This window comes from Pseudomarimonas salicorniae (genome assembly GCF_023156535.1).
Taxonomy (GTDB): domain Bacteria; phylum Pseudomonadota; class Gammaproteobacteria; order Xanthomonadales; family Xanthomonadaceae; genus Pseudomarimonas; species Pseudomarimonas salicorniae.
Window position 1 is genome coordinate 397,652 of the sequence record NZ_JALNMH010000002.1, and the last position, 18,865, is coordinate 416,516.

An 18,865-nucleotide genomic window follows, 5' to 3' on the forward strand; every position below is an offset into this window, starting at 1 on the left:
GCCTGTCTCCGCAGAATCCCGCGACAGTGTCGCCGAGCCGCGCCGGGCCACCAAGCCCCGGCATGTTGGATTCAGAATATCGGCGGCGCATCGGGGGCCTCGGCAGAGGCTCCGAAACCCTTGGCACGCGCCACCTGGTTGCGACCCTGACCCTTGGCCATCTCGGTGGCGCGGGCGGCACGCTCGACCAATCGGCGTGCCGATTCGTCGCCCGGCTGCAGCGCCGCAACCCCCAGGCTGACGGTGATCTTGATCGGCCCCTGCTCGCTGCGGAAGCGCTGGCTGGCGACCTGTGCGCGCATGCGCTCGGCCACCGCCTCGCTCTGCTCGATGCCAAGGCCAGGCAGGACGATCACGAACTCGTCTCCACCGTGGCGATACATCAGGTCGTCGTCGCGCAGCAGGGGGCGCAGGTTGCCGCCCAGGCTGCGCAGGAAGTGGTCGCCGACCGCCATGCCGAACCGCTCGTTGACCGTCCGCAGCAGGTCGACATCGAGAAACAGGACCCCAAGCGGCTCACCGGCGTGGCGCGCAGCGCGAAGCTGGCTGTCCAGCAGCTCTTCTCCAGCACGATGGTTCAGCATCCCGCTCAGCGGATCGGTCTCGGCGCGCCGCTTGAGTTCGACAGCGCGGGCGCCCTGCTCCACCGCCTTGAAGGCGAGCTCGGCGAACTCGCCGGCGAGTTCCAGCTCTTCGGTTGCGAACGCGCCCTCCTGCCGCTCCAGCAGCAGCGCGCCCCAGCCCGGTCGCGGCACCGGAAGCGGCACGACGCCCAAACGCGGCCCCGCGGGATCGGCGCCCTCCGGCGGCAGGGACATGGCGGTCCGCGCCCGGCAGATCCCCTTCAGCGTCGAACTGCGGTCGGCGAGCAGGGCACAGATGCGCGGCTTCTCCTTCATCGGCTCGGCGAGCAGGTAATCGAAGCCGCGGTAGCCACTGACGGTGAGCGCCTGCGCACGCAGTGGCAGCACGTCCGGCAGGACCACCAGCAGCTGACGGAACGCCCGCCACTCGAGGTCGCTCGGCTCCACCGCGGTGCCGGTCGAGGCTTCGAGCGTCTCGACCAGCTCGCGGCGCTTCTGCTCGATCCGGAGTACGGCGCTGCTGGAGGCGTGCAGTGCCTGCATCGCCTCGGCGCGCTGGCGCAGCGCGATGACCCGGTCGGTCAGCGCGATGGAAAGGCCCAGCACGGCCAGCGCCGTGCCCCCCTGCTGCAGCCAGGCCAGCCCGCCGGAGTCGGCCAGCCACCCGGACAGAAGGGCCAGCTGCGAGGTGGCGGCCAGCCAGAACACGGCCCACATCAGGCACTGCGCCGCGGCCGGCCGGGCGCCATGCGCCCAGCCCCAACCGGTGGCGAGCACCGGCAACAGTAGGCCGGCCGAAAGCACGGCCGATGCCGCCGGGGCGAACTGCGCGTGGACGGTCGCGGGCAGTATGCCGAGCAGCAGTCCGAATCCGGCGAGGGTCCAGACCAGCGCCCTCGCCACCCGGACCAGCGCCGGCGCGCGTCCGGACAGCCCGAGCAGTCCCTGGGCCGCGGACAGCGCGGACGCGGCGCAGAGCGCGGCGGCCATCCACAGCACACCGATTCCCCAGGCACCGAGCAGGGGGCCAAGCAGCGGCAGCTCAAAGGCATGGCCCTGCGCGAGGGCCAGGAAACCGCCGGCGAGCACGGCGAAGGCGGTGAAGTCCCGGTAGGCAGGCTCACGCACGGCGAGGGTCAGGGCGAGGCTGACCAGGGCGGTGGCGAAGATCGCGGCATAGCTGGCGGCTGCGAGGTTGCCCGCCCCGCGCGACGCGATCAGCGCCTCGCGCTCGCCGCCCAGCGACCAGCTGACCGTGGCCGGCAGAAGCGGATCGATGGCGACCAGGATGCGCCGCGCATCGCGCAACGGCAGGCTGAAGTCGGAGCGCAGGGGCTCACCCGACGGGGGCGCAAGGAAGCTGTCGATCAGTTCCCCGGGGGCCTCGCCCGGAAGCGGGTCATACCAGGCCACCAGGCGCGACACCGGCACCCGGTCCAGGCGCAGGACCTGGGTACGCCCGGGCTCCTGCATCGGCTCGATACGAAGCCAGTAGCGGCTGCCCTGCTGTGGTTCCAGCACGATCCGATCATCCGAAACCGCCTCGAACGCGCCGTCCTGCTGCAGCACCTCGGCCAGATCCATCGAGGCATCCAGCCGGGCGAGCTCGATGCGCGCCGCCGCGAACAGCGAAGGCGCGGCGATCAACGCACACAGGGCAATCAGCAGTGTGACCCGGAAGCGGATCATGCGAGGAAGGCCGCGTCGGGATCGGGGCCGGCATCCTCGTCGTCGCCGCCATCCGGATTCGAGGCGCGCTCCTCCTCTGCTTCCCGGCGCGCCTCGTCCTGCCAGGTCGCGAGCAGGGCCAGCGCCGCCTCGACGTCGCGCTCCGCCACGCAGACGCCGAGCAGGCCCTGAAGGGGCAACTCACCCAGCGCACCGGTCAGCCACTCGCCACGCACGTGGGCGTCGATGCCTTCGGATTGCAGCCGGCCCCTGACCAGGTGGGCATCTATCAGGTGCTCGGCTTGGTAGACCACCTGCATGCGTCGTCCTCGGCTTCCGCGCCCGGCGCTTCCAAGCATACGCCGAGCGTGCCGAGCCTGCCCCACTTGGTGGGCGTTGCGCCCACGTTCGGCCGCCGCCTGCGGTGATGGGGCGCGCGGGCTAGAATGTCGCGCTTTCCGCAGTGCACAGACCATGACCGCCGCCGATCCCGCCACCGACGCCCCGCGCCTCGATTTCATCCGCAACATCGTTCGCGAGGACCTCGCCTCGGGCAAGCACGCTCAGGTGCATACGCGGTTCCCGCCCGAGCCCAACGGCTACCTGCACATCGGCCACGCCAAGTCGCTGGTGCTGAACTTCGGCGTCGCCGAGGAATTCAGCGGCACCTGCAACCTGCGTTTCGACGACACCAATCCGGCCAAGGAAGATCCCGAGTACGTCGAGGCGATCAAGGACGACGTGCGCTGGCTCGGCTTCGAGTGGCACGAGCTGCGCCACGCCTCGGACTACTTCGAGGTGTTCTACCTAGCTGCCGAGAAGCTCATCCGAGACGGCGTTGCCTTCGTCTGCGACCTCAACGCCGAGCAGGTCCGCGAGTACCGGGGCACCCTGACCGAGCCGGGCCGCGAGTCGCCGTTCCGCTCGCGCAGCGTCGAGGAGAACCTCGACCTGTTCCGCCGCATGCGCGCCGGCGAGTTCCCGGACGGCGCGCGCACCCTGCGGGCGAAGATCGACATGGCCAGCGGCAACATCAACCTGCGCGACCCGGCGATCTACCGGATCAAGCACGTCGCCCACCAGAACACCGGCGACGCCTGGTGCATCTATCCGATGTACGACTACGCGCATTGCCTGAGCGATGCCATCGAGGGCATCACCCACTCCCTGTGCACGCTGGAGTTCGAGGACCACCGACCGCTCTACGACTGGTTCGTCGACCACGTCGACCTGGTCAACCACCGCGAGCTGCTGGCCCCGCTGGACCGCCTCGGCTGGCACGAGGAGGCCGCCAAACCGCGTCAGATCGAGTTCTCGCGGCTGAACATCAACTACACCGTGATGAGCAAGCGCAAGCTGATCGCCCTGGTCGCCGAGCAGCTGGTCGACGGCTGGGACGACCCGCGCATGCCGACCCTCCAGGGCCTGCGCCGGCGCGGCTTCACGCCCTCCTCGCTGCGCCTCTTCGCCCAGCGCGTCGGCATCAGCAAGCAGAACTCGATGACCGACTTCGGTCTGCTCGAGGCCGCCCTGCGCGACGACCTCGATGCCCACGCCCAGCGCCGCCTGGCGGTGGTCAATCCGCTCAAGCTGGTGTTGACCAATCTCGACGCCGGACACGAGGAAACCCTGCGCTTCCCGAACCATCCCAAGGATCCGTCGCAGGGCGAGCGCGAGGTGCCGTTCTCCCGCGAGGTATGGATCGAGCAGGACGACTTCGCCGAGGTTCCGCCGAAGGGCTTCCACCGCCTGAAGCCCGAGGGCGAGGTGCGCCTGCGCGGTGTCGGCATCATCCGCTGCAACGAGGTGATCAAGGACGGCGATGCCGTGGTCGAGCTGCGCTGCACGCTGGATCCCGAGACCCGGCCCGGCATGGCCGGCGCCGACCGCAAGGTCAAGGGCACCATCCACTGGGTCAGCGCAAGACACGCCGTGGCCGCCGAGATCCGCCTCTACGACCGGTTGTTCAATGTCGCCGATCCGGATGACGAGGACGAGGGCGGACCGGGCTACCGCGCCCACCTCAACCCCGAATCGAAGCGCATCGTCCGCGGCTGGGTTGAGCCGGCCGCCGCCACCCTGCCCGCCGAGCACAGCATCCAGTTCGAGCGGACCGGCTACTTCGTCACCGATCGCCGCGACCATCGCAGCGACGCACCGGTGTTCAACCGCAGCGTCTCGCTGCGCGACACCTGGGCCAGCAAGGCATGATCGGGCGCGGCCTGGCGCTGGCCTGCTGCGTGTGGCTGGCGGCCTGCGCCGGCGCCGCGCCGCGCGAGGAGTCGCCGCCCGCGCAGCCAGCCGAAGCTGCCGTCCAGGAGCCATCCCGGCACTGCGAAGTCGACGCCGACTGCGCGGTGAAGAACGTCGGCAACTGCTGCGGCTACTTCCCGGCCTGCGTCCACAAGGACGCCGCCACCTTCCCGGAACAGGTCAAGGCCGAGTGCGCCCGCGAGGGCCGCATGGCGATCTGCGGATTCGCCGAGATCGACGCCTGCCAGTGCGTCGAGAACCGCTGCGTGGCGGCCCCCGCCGCCGGTGCCGAGGTGCAGTGATGCTCTATGCACAGGTCCATCTCACCCTGCCGGCCTGGCTGCACCAGCTGGACATCCACGAGCGCCGCTACCCCGACGCCGAGTCGCAGGTGGCCCTGGCCATCGACCTTGCCGCGCGCAACGTCGCAGAGGCCAGCGGCGGCCCGTTCGGCGCGGCAATCTTCGACGGGTCGGGCCGGCTGATCGGCGCCGGGGTCAATCGCGTGGTCCCTCAGACCTGCTCGGTGGCGCACGCCGAGATGATGGCCTTCATGACCGCGCAGCAGCGCCTGCAGCTGTTCCGCCTGAACGATCCCGCTGGCGGCGCCCACGGCCCGATCACCCTCGCCACCTCGGCCCAGCCCTGCTGCATGTGCTACGGCGCCAGCTTCTGGGCCGGCCTCGACCGCCTGCTGATCGGCGCCCGCTCCGAAGACGTGATGGAGCTGACCGAGTTCGACGAGGGCCCGCTGCCCGCCGACTGGATCGGCGAGCTGGAGCGCCGCGGAATCTCCGTCCAGCGCGACATCCTCCGCGAGAACGCCCGCGCCGTGCTCCGCCAGTATGCCGAATCCGGGGTGCGGTACTGACCGGAAGGGACCGGCAGCTGCGGGCGCGAAGAAGACGTTCATAGGGTGCGGCTGGCCGCACCGGGCGTACCGTCCGAACGCCCGTATCGGTGCGCCAAGGCACGCCCTATGGGTCTCGCTGACGCCCAACGAAGCCCGACTGTGGGAGCGCACATGGGCGCGACCGCGGAGATCCGCTCTGGCCGCGGTCCGTGGTGAATCCGTAGCGCCGAGGTCGCGCCCAAGGGCGCTCCCACAATCTGACTGCGGCAAGGTCTGCTTCGCGGCGCAAACCTGACCTGGAAATGCTGTTGCGTGTGTAGGAGCCAGCTTGCTGGCGATAGGCGCCCCGGACGGGACGATCGCCAGCAAGCTGGCTCCTACATTCGGCTTCTGCGGAAGGTCTCGTTCACGCCCTCACTTCCCTTCGGCGGCCTTGCGGTATTCGCCGAGAAACGCGGTGGTCCAGCTCTCGCCGCCGTCGGTGCTCTGCTCCCAGTGCTGGACGACAACGCCGTCCTCGCGCAGGCGCCAGTGGATGCGCTGCCGAGGACCAGGAGCGGCGGGGTCGGATTCGAGGCGCATCTCGCCGCTGGCCGGAGCATTGCCGGCCAGCCGCAGAACGTTGCCCTGTGAGTCGACCCACAGCTGGTGCCATCGGCCGTCGCCGCGGTCATAGAAGTTCAGGCTGGTGCCATTCAGACCCTTGGCCCCGCGCCACTCCTCACGCAACACGCAGCCTGCCTGCTCCTCGCTGATCCGGTTCTGACCGGCCAGCTGGCCGTTCGCCTGCACCTTCCACTCGCCGAGCCAGAAGTCGAATGCGCGGTGCTCGGCAGCGGTGCAGTCGGACGCGGGCGGCGGCACGGACGCAGGCTCGGCGGCCAGGGCGAGCAGAACCAACGGGGCGGCAAACAGGGTCATGGCGATCTCCGGTATCGCGCGAGGTGGCCCCTACGCTACCCGCATTCGCCGACCGGGTCCGCTCCGGATACCGCGCGTCCGGCTCAGCCCGACGCTCAGCCGAAGAACGCGTAGCAGACGCCGATCGCCGCGATCAGCCCGGCGGCGTCGGCGACCAGAGCGCAGCCCACCGCGTGGCGCACCCGGCGGATGCCGACCGCGCCGAAGTACACCGCAATGACGTAGAAAGTGGTCTCGGTACTGCCCTGCATGGTCGCGGCAAGCAAGGCCGGGAAACTGTCGACCCCGTGATGCTGCATGGTCTCGATCAGCAGGGCCCGCGCGGCGCTGCCCGAGAAGGGCTTGGCGAAGGCGGTCGGCAGGGCGTCGACGAAGCGGTCGTCGAAGCCGCCGACCGCGACCAGCCAGCGCACACCCTCCAGCGCCACGTCCAGCGCACCCGAAGCCCTTAACATGCCGATTGCGCAGAGCATGGCGACCAGGTAGGGCAGCAGGTCGCGGGCGACCTCGAATCCCTGCTTGGCCCCGTCGACGAAGGCCTCGTAGACCGGCACGCGACGCAGCGCCCCTGCGATGAGGAAAGCCATCACCACGCCGAGCAGGGTGAGGTTGCCGAGCAGTGAGGACAGCGAGGACAGGGCCGCGGCGCTGAGCCCGGCCAGCACGGCGATGAAGCCGCCGAGCAGCAGCCCGGCGCCAAGCAGCCAGGCCAGCACCACCGGGTCGCGCAGCTTCAGGCGCTGGACCAGGGCGACCGCCAGGAGGCCGGCCACGGTCGAAGCGCAGGTCGCCAGCAGGATCGGCAGAAACACCAGCGCCGGCTCCGCCGCGCCCTGCTGCAGGCGGTAGACAAAGATGCTCACCGGCAGCACGGTCAGCCCCGAGCTGTTCAGCACCAGGAACAGGATCTGCGCATTGCTGGCCGTGTCTTTGACCGGATTCAGCTCGTGCAGGGCCCGCATAGCCTTGAGCCCGATCGGCGTCGCCGCGTTGTCGAGGCCGAGGCCGTTCGCGGCGAAGTTCAGGGTCACCAGGCCAACGGCTGGATGGCCACGCGGCACGCCTGGCATCAGCCGCTCGAACAGCGGGCCGAGCCACCGCGCCAACGCCTCGATCAGGCCGGCGCGCTCGCCAATCGCCAGCAGCCCCAGCCAGAGTGTGAGGGTGCCGAACAGCAACACCATCAGCTCCACCGAGAGCCGGGCCATGTCGAACAGCGCGGCGACCATGGCGGCAAAGACCTCGGCCTCGCCGCCGAGCAGCCAGCGGGCAAGGCCGCTGAGCATCGCCACCAGGAAGAAGCCGAGCCACAGCCAGTTCAGCATGGCCGCCCTTCGTCATCCAGCCGCGCCCGGTACAGCCAGTGCAGGGACAGCGGATGGTCGGCCGGCAGCTGGGGGTGGGCGAAGTCACCGGCGGCATCACGGCGGAAACCCAGCCGCTCCATCAGGCCCCAGGAGGGCCGGTTCGCCGGCACGGTGAAGCTGACGACCTCGATCAGGCCGACCCGCTGGCGCAGGTCGCGCAGACAGACCTCGGCCGCCTCGCGCGCATAGCCCTGGCGCCAGGCGGAGGATGCCAATCGCCAGCCGATCTCGACAGCCGGCGTGAATGCCGCTTCGAAGTGCACCTGCTGCCCGCCAACGAAGCCGAGCAGGGCGCCGTCCTCACGCCGTTCGACCGCCCAGCGGCCGAAGCCATGAGCGTCGAAATGGTCCTCGATGCGCGCCATCAGCGTATCGCTGAGCGCGCGGGGCATGACTCCGGGCAGGTGGCGGGCGACCTCCGGATCGGCGTTGATCGCAGCGAAGGGCGCCGCGTCGGCGGCGCGCCAGCGGCGCAGCAGCAGGCGAGGCGTCTGCAGCGCCACCGGTCGGCAGCCGGCCAGACCGGCCTGCCCCCTAGCCGCCCTTGCCCTTGGCGAACAGCGCGTCGAGCTTCTGCTCGAAGGCGTGGTAACCGATCCGCTCGTACAGTTCCTCGCGGGTCTGCATCGCATCGATCACCGACTTCTGGTGGCCGTCGCGACGGATCGCGGTGTACACAGCCTCGGCGGCCTTGTTCATCGCCCGAAAGGCGGACAGCGGATAGAGCTGGATGCCAACGCCCACCGAAGCCAGCTCGTCGCGGGTGAACAGCGGAGTCTTGCCGAACTCGGTGATGTTGGCCAGAACAGGTACTTTCACCGCCTCGACGAAGCGCTTGTAGGTATCGAGGTCGTAGGAGGCCTCGGCAAAGATGCCGTCGGCGCCGGCCTCGACGCAGGCGATGGCGCGCTCGATGGCAGCGTCCACGCCGTGCACCTGGATGGCATCGGTGCGCGCGATCAGGAAGAAGTCGGGATCGGTCCTCGCATCGGCCGCGGCCTTGACCCGGTCGATCATTTCCTCGGTGCTGACCACTTCCTTGCCCGGGCGATGACCGCAGCGCTTGGCGCCGACCTGGTCCTCGATATGGCAGGCGGCGGCGCCGGCCTTGATCAGCGACTTCACAGTGCGCTCGATATTGAAGGCGCTGGGACCGAAGCCGGTGTCGATATCCACCAGCAGCGGCAGGTCGCAGACGTCGGTGATCCGGCGCACGTCGATCAGCACGTCTTCCAGCCCGCTGATGCCGAGATCCGGCAGGCCCAGCGAGCCCGCCGCCACGCCGCCGCCGGACAGGTAGATCGCGCGGTAGCCGGCGCGCTGGGCCAGCAGGGCGTGGTTGGCGTTGATGGCGCCGATCACCTGCAGCGGCGATTCGGCCTTGAGGGCGGCGCGGAAGCGGGCGCCGGGGGAAGGGCTCGTGCTCATTCGGGTGGCTCCAGAACCGTTCGCCCTGAGGTATCGAAGGGCGAGCGGCGGCGGCGCGACCCGCACGTGCTTCGATACCTCAGCACGAACGGGGATGCAGGTCTGTCAGTCAAGGCGGTCGCGACGGCGCGACCAGCCCGCGCCCCGCCATGCGGCCGGGGCGCGGCGCGCGGGATCAGAGCAGGTGCGCCACGCCGGCGCGCTCTTCCTCCAGCTCGGCGAGGGTCTTGTTCATCATCTCGCGCGAGTAGTCGTCGATCGGCAGGTCCTGGACGATGGTGTACTTGCCGTCCTTGCAGGTGACCGGGTAGCCGTACATGACGTCCTTCGGGATGCCATAGCTGCCGTCCGACGGAATGCCCATGGTCACCCACTTGCCGTTGGTGCCCAGCACCCAGTCGTGGATGTGGTCGATGGCGGCGTTGGCGGCCGAGGCGGCCGAGGACAGGCCGCGGGCTTCGATGATCGCCGCGCCACGCTTGCCGACCTTGGGAATGAAGGTCTCACGGTTCCAGGCCTCGTCGCCGATCTTGTCCTTCAGCGAGGCGCCGCCGACGGTGCAGAAGCGGTAGTCGGGGTACATGGTCGGGCTGTGGTTGCCCCAGACCACCAGCTTCTCGATGTCGGCCACCGGCACGCCAGCCTTGGTCGCCAGCTGCGACAGGGCGCGGTTGTGGTCGAGGCGCAGCATGGCGGTAAAGTTCTTCGGGTCGAGGTCCGGCGCCGACTTCATGGCGATGTAGGCGTTGGTGTTGGCCGGGTTGCCGACCACCAGCACCTTGACGCCACGCGAGGCGACCTTGTTCAGCGCCTTGCCCTGCACGGTGAAGATCTCGGCGTTCTTCAGCAGCAGGTCCTTGCGCTCCATGCCCGGGCCGCGCGGCATCGCGCCGACCAGCAGGGCGACATCGGCGTCCTTGAAGGCGACTTCCGGATCATCCGTCCCAACCATCCCGGCCAGCAGCGGGAAGGCGCAGTCTTCAAGCTCCATCATCACGCCACGCAGGGCGGCCTGGGCCTTCTCCATCGGCAGCTCGAGCATCTGCAGGATGACCGGCTGGTCACGGCCCAGCATCTCGCCGGAGGCGATACGGAACAGCAGCGAGTAGCCGATCTGACCGGCGGCGCCGGTGACTGCAACGCGAACGGGGGTCTTCATGGATGGCTCCGTGATTGGTGAATCGTGATTCGTGATTCGTGCGTTGGCGTTGCGATCCGCGAGGGCTTCCTGCTCTTGCGAATCACCCATCACCAATCACGAATCACGGCAATTACGCCAGCTCGGTCAGAAAGGCGCGGATGCGCTCGATGCCGTCGGCCAGCTGGGCGGTGGGGCAGGTGTAGGAAATGCGCAGCGCATTGGGCTCGCCGAAGGCCGAGCCGGGCACGCAGGCAACGCCCTTGGCCTCGAGCAGCGCATTGCAGAGGTCGACGTCGTTGTTGATCCGGGTCCCGTTGTGCGACTTGCCGAAAGCGAAGGAGATGTCCGGAAACACGTAGAAGGCACCCTGCGGCCGCGGGCACTTCAGGCCGGGCACGCTGCCCAGCACCGCCAGCACCTGGTCGCGCTTCTGCTGGAACTCGAGCGTCCGCTCGCGCGGCACGTCCTGCGGGCCTGACAGCGCGGCCACGGCAGCGGCCGTGGTCACTTCCGGGATGTTGGTGATGTGGTTGGAGTTCAGCGTCGTATGCGCCTTGGCGACGATCTCGGGACCGGCCATGAAGCCGACGCGCCAGCCGGGCATGCCATAGGTCTTGGACAGCGAGTCGACGAAGATCACCCGGTCGCGCAGCGAGGGCTCGACATGGACGAAATTGTGGTAACCGATGTCGTCGAAGATCATCGTGTTGTAGATGTCGTCGGTGATGATCCAGGTCTCGGGGTGCTTGACCAGCACCTTGGCCAGCGCGGCGATCTCCTCGCGGGTGTAGACCATCCCGGTCGGGTTCGACGGGTTGTTGAACAGGAAGACCTTGGGCTTGTGCTCGGCCAGCGCAGCGTCGAGCTGGGCCGGCAGCAGCTTGTAGTTCTGCTCGGCGGGGCACGGCAAGGTCACCGCCCTGGCATTGCAGATGTCGGCGATGTCGACGTAGGTGGTCCAGTACGGCGTCGGGAAGGCGATCACATCGCCCTCGTCGAGCAGGGCCTCGGCCAGGTTGTAGAGAATGTGCTTGGCGCCGATGCCGGTCGAGCAGTTGGCCCGGGTGTAACCGGTCAGGCCCAGCGCCTCGATGTGTCCGAGGAAGGCGTCGAGCAGGGCGTCGGCGCCGCGGTTGCTGCCGTACTGACCGGAGTCCTTCTCCAGCGCCTGGCGCGCGGCGGCGTAGACGTGGTCGCCGGGCAGGAAATTGGGCACGCCGATGGAGAAGCTGATGATGTCGCGGCCAGCAGCCTTCAGCGCCTTGGCCTTCTCGGCAACGGCCATGATGGCACTGGGCTTGGCACGGCTCATACGGCGGGCTAGCGCGGGCATTTCGGCTCCATCAGCGGGGGAAAAACAGGCGCGGGAGTTTAGCATAGGGCCCCTGCCCGCCCCGCTCCGGTAGCCCCCCTCTGAAAGTCCTTGCGCTGATCTTCCTGTGCCTGCTCGGGGGCTGTACCGAGGCCTACCGCAATCGGCCGCCGGCATGGGTGGACCCGGAAGTCGAGGCTTCGCTGCAGCAGCTTCTGTGCCGCCTCGATGCGGACTGCCGCTGGCTGAAGTTTCGCCTCTACGACACCGAGCTGCCGCTGGCCGAGATCCGCTACGGCTTCGAGATCTGGCTCAGTCGCGGCATGCTGGCGCGCACCGTGGGCGAGAACGAGCGTGCCTTCCTGCTGGCCCACGAATTGGCCCACCTGCGACTCGGACACCGGCCACCGCGCAATGCAGGCGAACGTCTGCCGCTGGAGCTGGAGGCCGACGCCTGGGCCGCGGCGCGCCTTGGCGAAACCGGCTTCGACGCGCGTGCCGGGGTCGATCTGCTGCAGCGCCTGCGTGACGAGTTCGAGAGCCTGAGCCTGAGCCCGGCCCCGCCCCGCGCCACCGATGCGCTGAACGAGTACCGGCAGCGAATCGACTCGCTGCCCCCCTGAGCGAGCGCTGGCCGCTTGTGGTGGAAGCGGACGATATGTAATGTTCACCGGACACCATGTCTTGTATAGCTTACATATGACGCAGCTCCTCCTCGTGTTCGCCAGCGCCCTCGGCTTCGGCGTGGCATTGGCCTCGATCGGCGGGCGCCTGCCGGTTCCGGGCGGCCTGCTGGGGTTGGCAGCCATGCTCCTGGTCGCGCTGGCCGTACGCCGACGCTGGGGCCTGCTCGAGGAAGCCGCCCCCGGGACCCCGGAGCGCCAGCTGTGGGTCTCGCTGGCCGGGCACGCGGTGGTCTGTGGTCATCTGCTGACCACGCTCTGGCGCATCGGCCCCGAGCTTGCGCTGCACACGCCGGCCGCCCATGCCATGGGCATCGACAGCTGGACCCTGGTCGCCGGCGCGGTGCTGGCCTACCTGATCGCCCGCGATCCCGAGCCGCGCAGCGACGAGCGCGACAGCCACTTCGCCCAGCTCGGCATGCAGGCCGGCTATTACACGCTGGTCGCCCTGCTCATCGCCATGATTCTCGCGCTTGGCTTCGTCCGAGGGGGGTGGATCGGCCAGCTCAGTCATGCCGCCATCGCCCATGGTCTGATCCTGGTGCTGATGCTCTCGGTCGTCGCCGATGCCCTGGTCCGGCTGCGCTGCTACGCGCTGGATGCCACCGCGGAACGCGCTGAGCGATGAGCGGCTCGGCGGTCGGCAACCACCTGCGCCGCCTGCGCTTCGAGCACGGCGAGCTGTCGCAGGAGGCGCTGGCCCGCCGGGTCGGCGTGACCCGCCAGACCATCATCGCGATCGAAGGCGGCCGCTACGCGCCCTCGCTGGAGCTGGCGATGCGCCTGGCCCGCGAGTTCGGACTCGGTGTCGACGAGGTGTTCTTCTGGAACGAGTCGCCCGACCAGACCGCCTGACCCGTCACTCAGCTCCCCTTTGCGGCGTCATCCGGACGTCGCCGAAGCCCTGCCCTACCCGCCACCATAAGGCCAACAACCATGCCCGCCACCCGACGTTCCCGCCTGACCACCTGGGCACTGCGCGGCCTGCTCGGCCTCCTGGCCCTGTTCGCCCTGCTGGTCGGCTACAGCCTGTACGTGGTCTACAGCTTCGACACCGAGACCTTGCCGTCACTGCACGGCGAGGTCGATGCGCAGCTGTATGCACCGGAAGGCCCGCCGCGACCGCTGATCGTCGGCCTCGGCGGTGCCGAGGGCGGCAACAGCTGGGCAAGCGATCGCTGGATGGCGCAGCGTGATCGCTTCCAGGCGCAGGGCTATGCCTTCCTCTCCCTGGGCTATTTCGGCATGCCCGGCACGCCCGAACGGCTGGACCGCATCGCGCTGGACGGCGTGCACGCCGCGATCCAGAGAGCGCAGCAGTCCGCAGCGGTCAGCAAGCAATGCGTGATTCTTGTTGGCGGATCGAAAGGCGCTGAACTGGCCCTTGCGATGGGCGCCCACTATCCCGACATCGACGCCGTGGTCGCCCTGTCACCGGCAGACACCGTGTTTCCCGCGCATACCGATGCGATGACCACATCCTCATGGAGCAAGGACGGCCAGCCCCTGCCCTTCGCACCGATGCCGTGGTCGGCGACCTGGGATTTCCTGCGTGGGGATATCGGCGCCGTGATGCAGCGCATCCTCGATGGCGAGGCGGCGCCAGCGGCACGCATCCCGGTCGAACGCATCAAGGGCCCGCTGCTGCTGGTCGCAGCCAGCGAGGACGAGATGTGGCCGGCGCTTGGAATGTCGCAGCGCATCGTCGAACGCCTCGACGCGGCAGGTTTCGACCACGCCCACAGGCTGATCGAGGTGCCCGGCGGTCACGCCGAATCGATCCGGCACTTCGACCGGGTCGAGGCGTTCCTGCGCGAACACGTCGCCACGCTTCCGGACTGCGCGCCTCGCCCTCAGCCTTCCGCGATACAGCACTGAGTGCTTTGCCATGCGCCGGGAGGCGGGAGGCGGGAAAGACGCGGCCCGGTCGCACGGGCGCCGGGCTGCATCAGGCGAGGGCCCCGATCAGGCCTTGTCGAGCACCTTGTTCCACTCGGCCACGCGGTCGGCCTTGGCGGCGATCGCGGCCTCGGCGTCGCCGTGAATGGTCAGCGACTTGATCTTGTCACCCTGGCGCACGGCGTCGACCACATCCTGGCCTTCGGTGACGGTGCCGAACACGGTGTGCTTGCCGTCGAGCCAGGGGCAGGCGACGTGGGTGATGAAGAACTGGCTGCCATTGGTGCCGGGGCCCGCGTTGGCCATCGACAGCACGCCGCGGTTGTGCGAGAGGCCGGTCTTGACCTCGTCCTCGAAGCGGTAGCCTGGGCCGCCGGTGCCGCTACCCTGCGGGCAGCCGCCCTGGATCATGAAATCGTTGATCACGCGGTGGAAATTGAGGCCATCGTAGAACCCGCGCTTGGCGAGGTTGACGAAGTTGGCCACGGTCAGCGGCGCCTTGTCGGCGTGCAGGGCAACGCGGATGGTGCCGCGGTCGGTGTCGAATTCAGCGGTCAGCTCGGACATGGGCTTCTCTGCAGGGCGCCTTCGGGGCGCGGGGGAGCCCCGTATTATCCGGCCTGCGGCAGGCCGCGGCCAGCATCATCCGCCGCAGCCGCGCTCGGCCTCCCAGTCCTCAAGCCGCCTGCCCAGCGTCCGGCGCAGCGGATCGAGCAACGCTCCGTACCGCTTCCAGCGCCCGACCGAGCTGCGGTAGAGCGGCTGGCGCACCTGAACCGAACTGGCCGTGGCGACCGGCGCCGCATTGCGATGGAAGTCGAGGCAGGCGGGATGCCAGTCGAGCCCGCAGTGTTCCAGCAGGCGCCGCGCCTGAGCCTCCAGTTCGTCGACCACGTCCTCGTAGTGCACTTCGAGCCAGGCCGTTCCCAGCGTGGCCCGCCAATGGCGGCACAGCGCGTCGAAGCCGAGCCAGTAGCGTCCGCAGTCGGCCAGATCGTAGGCATAGTTGTAGTAGCTGAAGCCGGTGGCGAACAGCTGGCGGTAGTTCGACAGGCAGCTGTCCAGCGGATGCCGGCGCAGGCAGATGATCCGCGCCCGCGGCAGCGCGCGGTGGATGAGCCCGGCATAGAAGACGTTCAGCGGCATCTTGTCGATGAAGCGCGGCGTCCGGCCGGTGCGCGGGCGGGTGCTGTCGAGAAAGGCCTGCCCGACCCCGGACAGCGGATGCAGCGCGGCCGAGCGCAACGTATCGGCATCCAGCACATGGCGGCCGGGCGTGGCCACGCAGCGTTTCACCGCCACCGCGAAGTGGGTCAGTTCGCCGGCAGCGAACACCTCCGGGTGCGAGGACAGGATGCGTTCGACCAGGGTGGTACCGGTGCGCGGCAGCCCGACGATGAAGATCGGCTCCTCACTCGGGCAGGCATCCGCCGCCGGCCGCGCCGGATCGATGCGCAGGGCGGCCTCGAACATGGCAGCGTCGGCCTCGAAGCGGTAGCCCAGCGCCTCGCGCTTGGCTGCCTTGCCCTGCTCCAGCAGGGCCAAGGCCTCGGCCGGGCGGCCCTCGCGCTCACGCTGGGCAGCCAGGGCGTGGTGAAGATGCAGGGCGGCATCCGCGTCAAGCCCATCTCGACGCATCTGCTGGTGGAGGCGGGCCTGATCGACCGCGCCGAGCCCGCCGGCGGCGACCTGGGAAAGCGCGGACCAGGCGCGATGGTCGGCGGGGTCGAGGTCCAGGGCCTGGCGGTACGCGGACTCGGCACCGGAGAAATCACCCACGAACTGCAGCGCCGAACCCAGGTTGTAGCGATAGCCGGACACTTCCGGCGCCCGCCGGCAGGCTTCGCGGAAGGGTTCGACCGCCTCGTCCTGGGCGCCGGCGCGGGTCAGCGCCACGCCCAGCGTATCGAAGGTCAGCGCGTCGCGCGGCCCGCAGGCCAGACCGGCGCGGGCCGCCTCCAGTGCCTCCCGATGCCGCTGCAGCGGCAGCAGGCAGCGTGCGCGCTGTGCGTGGACCTCGGCCTGGGGCGGGCCGGTTGCGAGCACCCGGTCGAACACCTCTACGGCCTTGGCGAAGTTGTCGTGCTCGGCCGCGATCACGCCGAGCAGGAACAGGGCCTCGGCGCAGCGCGGGTCCTGCTGCAGCAGCGAGATGCAGGTGGCGTGGCAGCGCTGGAACTCGCGCGCCGCCAGCGCCGCGCGCGCCGCGTCGAGCGCGGCGCGACGGGTTTCGCTAGAGGTCAAAGTAGTAGACGAAACTAAGCCCCACCTCCCGCGGCCGCAGCACGTCGTGGTAGTAGCGACGCACGGTGACAGGGTCGCCGTTCTCGTCGCTCACCGTCTGCACGTAGGGCCGACTGCTGCGCGCGCCGGTGCGGGCGAACCTGTCGAGCACGTTCTCGGCATACAGGGTCACCGACCAGTTGTAGCCATCGAGCACCAGCGATGCGTTGTGCACGGCAAAGCCCGGGAGCTTCTCGCCATCCGCGCGCCCGCCGGTGCGGGTGAGGATGTTGCCGATGGCCGAGACGCCGTAGTTGAAGGTCAGGTAGCGATCTCCTTCCAGCTCCATCAGGTAGCTGGCGAACAGGTTGGCCTGCTTCTCGGGCGAGCCTGGCAGGCGGTCGCCGGCGCGGCCGTCGACGTCGATGCGCGGGCTGAAGCCGGGCGGCGCGATGGTATTGAGCAGACCTGGCGCGTCCTCGGTCAGCTCGGCCCGGGTATAGGCGAAGCTGCCGCGCAGGCTGAGGAAGTCGGTCAGCAGGGCGTTGAAGTTGACCTCGATGCCCTGCGACTCGGCGCCCTCGCCGTTGCGGGTGATCGGCAGGGCCGCGTTCTCCGTCGTGCCGGCCAGCTGCGGATCCTCCCAGTCGATGTGGTAGATCGATCCGTTGAGGGTCAGCCGGCGATCGAACAGCTGCGTGCGCAGGCCCATCTCGTAATTGGTGGTCTTGTCCGGGAAGAACTGGAGCTCGTCCGGCAGCGCGCAGGCGATCTGGTTCGGCGGCAGCGGATCCGGGCAGGGTGCGATGCCGTTCGAGTTGCCGATCCGGTAGCCCTCGCTGACCGTGAAGTAGCCCAGCACTGCCTCGCTGAACTGGTAGGAGGTGTTGAACTTGAACAGGTTGCCGCTATCCGACTGTCCGCCCTGTTCGAAATCGAGGTTGATCTCATCGGGGCCGGCGCCGCCGAACACCGAGTTGAACAGCGGGAAGTCCACCGCGTCCTGGGTATCGAGGTCGTAGTCGTAGAAACGCGCGCCGACCGTGACCTGCCAGCGATCGGTGAACTCGTAGCCCAGCTCGCCGAAGATCGCCTTCTCCTTGAGGTCGGTGCGGTTGACCGAGAAATACTCGAGGTTGTCCGGGCGGCCGCCGCCGAGGTACTGGCTGTAGCCCGGGGTGAACTCGCGCGACTGGGCGTCCACCTTCAGCTCGTTGTAGAAGCCGCCGAGGATCCAGCTCAGCGGGCCCTCGTCGGTGGAGACCAGGCGCAGCTCCTGGTTAAGGGTGCGCTCGTCCTGATCCTCGCGGGTGAAGGCGGCGAAGGCCGGGAAGGCCTCGTAGCTGTACTCGAGGGTGATCAGCAGGTCGGTCTGGTCGCGCTGGCCGCGCTCGTCATAGGTGCTGTAGCCGGTCGCCGAGGTGAGCTCGGCAAAACCGAGGTCGGCGGTAATCTCGAGCGCGGTGAGCGCGTTCTCGCGGTCGTTGGGCTCGAGGAAGCGGTGCGCGGACTCGTAGCGGCCGGTGTTGAAGGCCACCTCGTGGTTGATGGTCCGGGCGCCGACTTCCTGGCTCTGGTAGTAGTGGGTGAGGTTCACGTCCACCGAGTCCACCGGCAGCCAGCGGAAGCCCAATCGCGTGGTCAGGGTCTGCTGGTCGTCGGCGTCCTTGCGCTGGCGCAGGTTGTCGCTTTCGCGGCCCGGGGCCGGCTCGGGGTCCGACACGCCCGGCTGGCGCACAAGGAAGTTGTAGTCGATGAAGCCCGGATCATCGAGATAGTTGACGTTGGCGCGCAGGGCGAAGGTCTCGCCGAGCGGGATGTTCAGGGTGCTGCCACCCTTGACGCCGATGCCGCCGCTCTTGGACAGGCCGTAGCCCGAGCCGCGAACCTCGACGGTGCTGGCGTTCATTTCCGGGCGCTTGGGGATGTAGCGGATCGCGCCGCCCAGCGTGCCGGCACCGTACAGCGTGCCCTGCGGGCCGAGCAGCACCTCGACCCGCTCCAGGTCCTCCATGCGCAGGTCGACGTACAGCGGAATCTCGCCGATGTAGGTGGCCACCGTGCCGCCGCTGCCATTGCCCAGCGCCTCGGAGGCGGCGACCGGGTCGGCATTCAGGCCGCGGACGATGATCTGGTTCGACGCGCGTGCGCCCTGGTCTAGCACGAACAGGCCCGGCACCACGCGGCCCAGCTCGGCGAGGCTGCCAACGCCCTGCTGGCGCAGGTTCTCGCCGTCGATGGCGGAAATGTTCAGCGGCACTTCCTGCGCGCTCTTGGCGCGGCGGGTGGCGGTGACCACCAGCGCCTCCAGCTCCTTGGCCTTGCGCTCCTCGGCGCCGGGCCCGGCGGGCTCCTCGGCAAGCGCCGGCGCGGACAGGCCGGCGCCGAGCAGCAGCGCCGAGATCGCTGCGGCGAGCTGCGAACGGCGTGGCACCCCACGCCGGATGGTGGACCTGTTCATGCTACCCCCGGGATGTCTGGACTGGTTGATCGTCGCCGGGGAAGGCCCTCCCGCGTCCCGCGGCCGGAGCAG

At 69.2% G+C, this 18,865-nt stretch carries 18 protein-coding genes; 7 read left to right on the forward strand and 11 right to left on the reverse strand.

Annotation, left to right across the window (positions count from 1 at the left end):
• Positions 1-71: 71 nt before the first annotated feature.
• A complete protein-coding gene (locus M0G41_RS04125; RefSeq protein WP_248205371.1) occupies positions 72-2,273 on the reverse strand; it encodes a diguanylate cyclase in 2,202 nt (733 codons plus the stop codon).
• Positions 2,270-2,572 (reverse strand): putative signal transducing protein, encoded by a 303-nt coding sequence (locus M0G41_RS04130; protein WP_248205374.1) that lies wholly within the window; start codon positions 2,570-2,572, stop codon positions 2,270-2,272. The genes M0G41_RS04125 and M0G41_RS04130 overlap by 4 nt, the downstream gene beginning before the upstream one ends.
• A 154-nt stretch (positions 2,573-2,726) precedes the next feature.
• On the opposite strand from M0G41_RS04130, the gene M0G41_RS04135 reads away from it, so the two are divergent.
• Genes M0G41_RS04135 through M0G41_RS04145 form a run of 3 tightly spaced genes read left to right on the forward strand, consistent with a single transcriptional unit; the run spans position 2,727 to position 5,376 of the window.
• Positions 2,727-4,463, forward strand: coding sequence for a glutamine--tRNA ligase/YqeY domain fusion protein (locus M0G41_RS04135; protein WP_248205378.1), 1,737 nt, complete (start codon positions 2,727-2,729; stop codon positions 4,461-4,463).
• Positions 4,460-4,807: a hypothetical protein gene (locus M0G41_RS04140; RefSeq protein WP_248205383.1), complete on the forward strand. Its 348-nt coding sequence runs from the start codon at positions 4,460-4,462 to the stop codon at positions 4,805-4,807. Before M0G41_RS04135 ends, M0G41_RS04140 begins: the two co-directional genes overlap by 4 nt.
• The gene (locus tag M0G41_RS04145; RefSeq protein WP_248205385.1) at positions 4,807-5,376 is read left to right on the forward strand and encodes a nucleoside deaminase; all 570 of its coding nucleotides are present in this window, start codon (positions 4,807-4,809) and stop codon (positions 5,374-5,376) included. The genes M0G41_RS04140 and M0G41_RS04145 overlap by 1 nt, the downstream gene beginning before the upstream one ends.
• Positions 5,377-5,772: 396 nt before the next feature.
• On the opposite strand, the gene M0G41_RS04150 is transcribed toward M0G41_RS04145, so the two are convergent.
• The 6 genes from M0G41_RS04150 to M0G41_RS04175 form a co-directional block, all read right to left on the reverse strand.
• Positions 5,773-6,279, reverse strand: a complete 507-nt coding sequence (locus M0G41_RS04150; RefSeq protein ID WP_248205389.1) for a hypothetical protein — start codon at positions 6,277-6,279, stop codon at positions 5,773-5,775.
• A 95-nt stretch (positions 6,280-6,374) separates the two neighbouring features.
• Entirely contained in the window at positions 6,375-7,604 is a 1,230-nt protein-coding gene (locus tag M0G41_RS04155; RefSeq protein WP_248205392.1) for a nucleoside recognition domain-containing protein, read from the reverse strand.
• On the reverse strand, positions 7,598-8,149 hold the full coding sequence (locus M0G41_RS04160; RefSeq protein ID WP_248205395.1) for a GNAT family N-acetyltransferase: 552 nt from the start codon (positions 8,147-8,149) through the stop codon (positions 7,598-7,600). The genes M0G41_RS04155 and M0G41_RS04160 overlap by 7 nt, the downstream gene beginning before the upstream one ends.
• A 31-nt stretch (positions 8,150-8,180) precedes the next feature.
• Complete coding sequence (gene prpB / locus M0G41_RS04165) at positions 8,181-9,074, reverse strand: methylisocitrate lyase (RefSeq protein WP_248205398.1); 894 nt, start codon at positions 9,072-9,074, stop codon at positions 8,181-8,183.
• Between the two features lie 175 nt (positions 9,075-9,249).
• On the reverse strand, positions 9,250-10,233 hold the full coding sequence (locus M0G41_RS04170; protein ID WP_248205403.1) for a malate dehydrogenase: 984 nt from the start codon (positions 10,231-10,233) through the stop codon (positions 9,250-9,252).
• A gap of 112 nt (positions 10,234-10,345) precedes the next feature.
• Entirely contained in the window at positions 10,346-11,548 is a 1,203-nt protein-coding gene (locus tag M0G41_RS04175) for an aminotransferase class I/II-fold pyridoxal phosphate-dependent enzyme (RefSeq protein WP_248205408.1), read from the reverse strand.
• A 158-nt stretch (positions 11,549-11,706) separates the two neighbouring features.
• On the opposite strand from M0G41_RS04175, the gene M0G41_RS04180 reads away from it, so the two are divergent.
• The 4 genes from M0G41_RS04180 to M0G41_RS04195 all read left to right on the forward strand — a co-directional run bounded on the left by M0G41_RS04180 (position 11,707) and on the right by M0G41_RS04195 (position 14,088).
• A complete protein-coding gene (locus M0G41_RS04180; RefSeq protein WP_248205410.1) occupies positions 11,707-12,150 on the forward strand; it encodes a M48 family metalloprotease in 444 nt (147 codons plus the stop codon).
• A 76-nt stretch (positions 12,151-12,226) separates the two neighbouring features.
• Positions 12,227-12,838 carry a hypothetical protein gene (locus M0G41_RS04185; protein ID WP_248205415.1) on the forward strand — a complete coding sequence of 204 codons (612 nt, stop codon included), beginning with the start codon at positions 12,227-12,229 and terminating at the stop codon, positions 12,836-12,838.
• Positions 12,835-13,065: a helix-turn-helix transcriptional regulator gene (locus tag M0G41_RS04190; protein WP_248205417.1), complete on the forward strand. Its 231-nt coding sequence runs from the start codon at positions 12,835-12,837 to the stop codon at positions 13,063-13,065. Before M0G41_RS04185 ends, M0G41_RS04190 begins: the two co-directional genes overlap by 4 nt.
• An 81-nt stretch (positions 13,066-13,146) precedes the next feature.
• Entirely contained in the window at positions 13,147-14,088 is a 942-nt protein-coding gene (locus M0G41_RS04195; RefSeq protein WP_248205420.1) for an acyl-CoA thioester hydrolase/BAAT C-terminal domain-containing protein, read from the forward strand.
• Between the two features lie 87 nt (positions 14,089-14,175).
• On the opposite strand, the gene M0G41_RS04200 is transcribed toward M0G41_RS04195, so the two are convergent.
• The 3 genes from M0G41_RS04200 to M0G41_RS04210 all read right to left on the reverse strand — a co-directional run bounded on the left by M0G41_RS04200 (position 14,176) and on the right by M0G41_RS04210 (position 18,793).
• Positions 14,176-14,676: a peptidylprolyl isomerase gene (locus tag M0G41_RS04200; protein ID WP_248205423.1), complete on the reverse strand. Its 501-nt coding sequence runs from the start codon at positions 14,674-14,676 to the stop codon at positions 14,176-14,178.
• 75 nt (positions 14,677-14,751) lie between these two features.
• Positions 14,752-16,353 (reverse strand): tetratricopeptide repeat-containing sulfotransferase family protein, encoded by a 1,602-nt coding sequence (locus tag M0G41_RS04205; protein ID WP_248205427.1) that lies wholly within the window; start codon positions 16,351-16,353, stop codon positions 14,752-14,754.
• Positions 16,343-18,793 (reverse strand): TonB-dependent receptor, encoded by a 2,451-nt coding sequence (locus M0G41_RS04210; protein ID WP_248205432.1) that lies wholly within the window; start codon positions 18,791-18,793, stop codon positions 16,343-16,345. Before M0G41_RS04210 ends, M0G41_RS04205 begins: the two co-directional genes overlap by 11 nt.
• Between the last annotated feature and the right edge of the window lie 72 nt (positions 18,794-18,865).

Coding starts and splice junctions, on each gene's coding strand:
- M0G41_RS04135 (WP_248205378.1), top strand. CDS start 2,727: ATGACCGCCGCCGATCCCGCCACCGACGCCCCGCGCCTCGATTTCATC.
- M0G41_RS04155 (WP_248205392.1), bottom strand. CDS start 7,604: ATGCTGAACTGGCTGTGGCTCGGCTTCTTCCTGGTGGCGATGCTCAGC.
- M0G41_RS04130 (WP_248205374.1), bottom strand. CDS start 2,572: ATGCAGGTGGTCTACCAAGCCGAGCACCTGATAGATGCCCACCTGGTC.
- M0G41_RS04140 (WP_248205383.1), top strand. CDS start 4,460: ATGATCGGGCGCGGCCTGGCGCTGGCCTGCTGCGTGTGGCTGGCGGCC.
- M0G41_RS04190 (WP_248205417.1), top strand. CDS start 12,835: ATGAGCGGCTCGGCGGTCGGCAACCACCTGCGCCGCCTGCGCTTCGAG.
- M0G41_RS04170 (WP_248205403.1), bottom strand. CDS start 10,233: ATGAAGACCCCCGTTCGCGTTGCAGTCACCGGCGCCGCCGGTCAGATC.
- M0G41_RS04195 (WP_248205420.1), top strand. CDS start 13,147: ATGCCCGCCACCCGACGTTCCCGCCTGACCACCTGGGCACTGCGCGGC.
- M0G41_RS04185 (WP_248205415.1), top strand. CDS start 12,227: ATGACGCAGCTCCTCCTCGTGTTCGCCAGCGCCCTCGGCTTCGGCGTG.
- M0G41_RS04145 (WP_248205385.1), top strand. CDS start 4,807: ATGCTCTATGCACAGGTCCATCTCACCCTGCCGGCCTGGCTGCACCAG.
- M0G41_RS04150 (WP_248205389.1), bottom strand. CDS start 6,279: ATGACCCTGTTTGCCGCCCCGTTGGTTCTGCTCGCCCTGGCCGCCGAG.
- prpB (WP_248205398.1), bottom strand. CDS start 9,074: ATGAGCACGAGCCCTTCCCCCGGCGCCCGCTTCCGCGCCGCCCTCAAG.
- M0G41_RS04175 (WP_248205408.1), bottom strand. CDS start 11,548: ATGCCCGCGCTAGCCCGCCGTATGAGCCGTGCCAAGCCCAGTGCCATC.
- M0G41_RS04125 (WP_248205371.1), bottom strand. CDS start 2,273: ATGATCCGCTTCCGGGTCACACTGCTGATTGCCCTGTGTGCGTTGATC.
- M0G41_RS04200 (WP_248205423.1), bottom strand. CDS start 14,676: ATGTCCGAGCTGACCGCTGAATTCGACACCGACCGCGGCACCATCCGC.
- M0G41_RS04210 (WP_248205432.1), bottom strand. CDS start 18,793: ATGAACAGGTCCACCATCCGGCGTGGGGTGCCACGCCGTTCGCAGCTC.